We start from the raw sequence: 1,638 nt of genomic DNA on the forward strand, positions 1-1,638 counted from the left end.
CCCACCTGCCCGTAGCCAGCCTGATGACGCACCTGGCCGCCGCCGACGAGCCCGCCCACGACGAGTTTACGCATAGCCAGCTGGCGGCTTTCCGCCGCATGGCGGCCGCCATTGAGGCCGCCCTCGGGCATTCGGTGCTCAAGCATGCGCTCAACTCGGCCGGCATTCTGCGCTTCCCGGAGGCGCAGTTCGACATGGTGCGCCTCGGCATCGGCCTCTACGGCGTCGACGCCAGCAACACCGCCGACCCCACCGCTCTGCGGCCCGTGAGCCAGCTTCGCACCACCATTTCCCAGATTAAAACCCTGCCCGCCGGCCACACCGTGGGCTACGGCGGCCGGGGCGTTGCCAGCCCCACCGAGCCCCGCATTGCCACGCTGGCCATCGGCTACGCCGACGGTTACGACCGGCGTTTCGGTAATGGTGCGGGCAAGGTGCTCATCCACGGCCAGCCGGCGCCGCTCGTGGGCTCGGTGTGCATGGACATGTGCATGGTCGATGTCACGGATATTCCGGCGGCCCGGGCCGGCGATGTGGCCCTGGTGTTTGGCGAAGGGCTACCGCTGCCCGGGCTGGCGGCCCGCATCGGCACCATTGCCTACGAGCTGCTCACCAACGTGAGCGAGCGGGTGAAGCGGGTATTCGTGAGCGAATAAGCAGGCGGTGGTAGCGGTCTGAGTACTTGGGCACAACCGATACTGGCCGGGCCCGCAATTGAAAACAAAGTATTTTTTGTGATTTTGTCGGCATGCCTAATGTTGGCAAGATATTTATTTTGCTACTTTACAGTTGGCTTGGCCCGTCTTCATTATGCTGAAGCTGCGCCCTAAGCCATTGTGTTTATTTTTTATCATGAAAATCAATTACTTGCCCATGTTTCGTTTGCTGCTTGCCTGCGGCTTGCTGCTTACGTTTGCTCTGCCGGGCCGCGCTAACGGCGCACTGGCTGCCACGGCACCCCAAGATGCCGACCCGCCCGCGCTCGATGGTCTGTGGAAAGGCCCGCTGAAAATGCCCGGCGGCCAGCTCGAAGTCATCTTCCGCCTGATGAAGCTAACCGACGGCTATTTCTGCACCCTCGACGTACCGCTGCAGAAAGTGAGCCGGATGAACGTGAAAGCCGAGGTGAAAGGCGACTCCATTCGCCTGTTTGCCGAGGAAGCGGCCAGTCGTTTCATCGGGCGCATTATGCCCGGCGGCAAGGAAATGGTCGGCTTTTGGCAGGCTCCGGGCTACAAAACGCCCATGACGCTAACGTTTACCGCGCAGCCGGCTTACAACGCCAAAAATGTGCGCCTTACCCCGCCCTATCGTGAGGAAGAAGCCACGTTCAGCAACCTTGCCGTGAATGCCCGCCTTGCCGGCATGCTCACCATTCCGGCCGGCCAGGGGCCGTTTCCGGCGGTGGTACTGCTCAGCGACAGCGGCCCGCACGACCGCGACGGCACCGTGGGCGATTTTGCCCCGCTGGGTCAGCTGGCCGATTACTTAACGCGCCGTGGCATTGCCGTGCTGCGCTTCGACGACCGCGGCGTGGGCAAGTCGGGCGGTACGCCTGCCGCCACCACTGCCGACCTGGTGAGTGATGCCCAGGCTGGCCTCAACTACCTGCGTACCCGGCCCGAAATCGACCTGGCG

The 1,638-nt window shown here is 63.2% G+C and carries 2 protein-coding genes; both read left to right on the forward strand.

What is annotated here, in order from left to right:
* A partial coding sequence (gene alr / locus ACYVDE_RS22085) for an alanine racemase (RefSeq protein WP_460503695.1) occupies window positions 1-656 on the forward strand: 656 nt, incomplete at its 5' end.
* Between the two features lie 217 nt (window positions 657-873).
* Window positions 874-1,638: alpha/beta hydrolase family protein (locus tag ACYVDE_RS22090; protein ID WP_460503696.1), on the forward strand; the 765-nt coding region annotated here is incomplete at its 3' end.

The organism is Hymenobacter agri, from assembly GCF_054778495.1.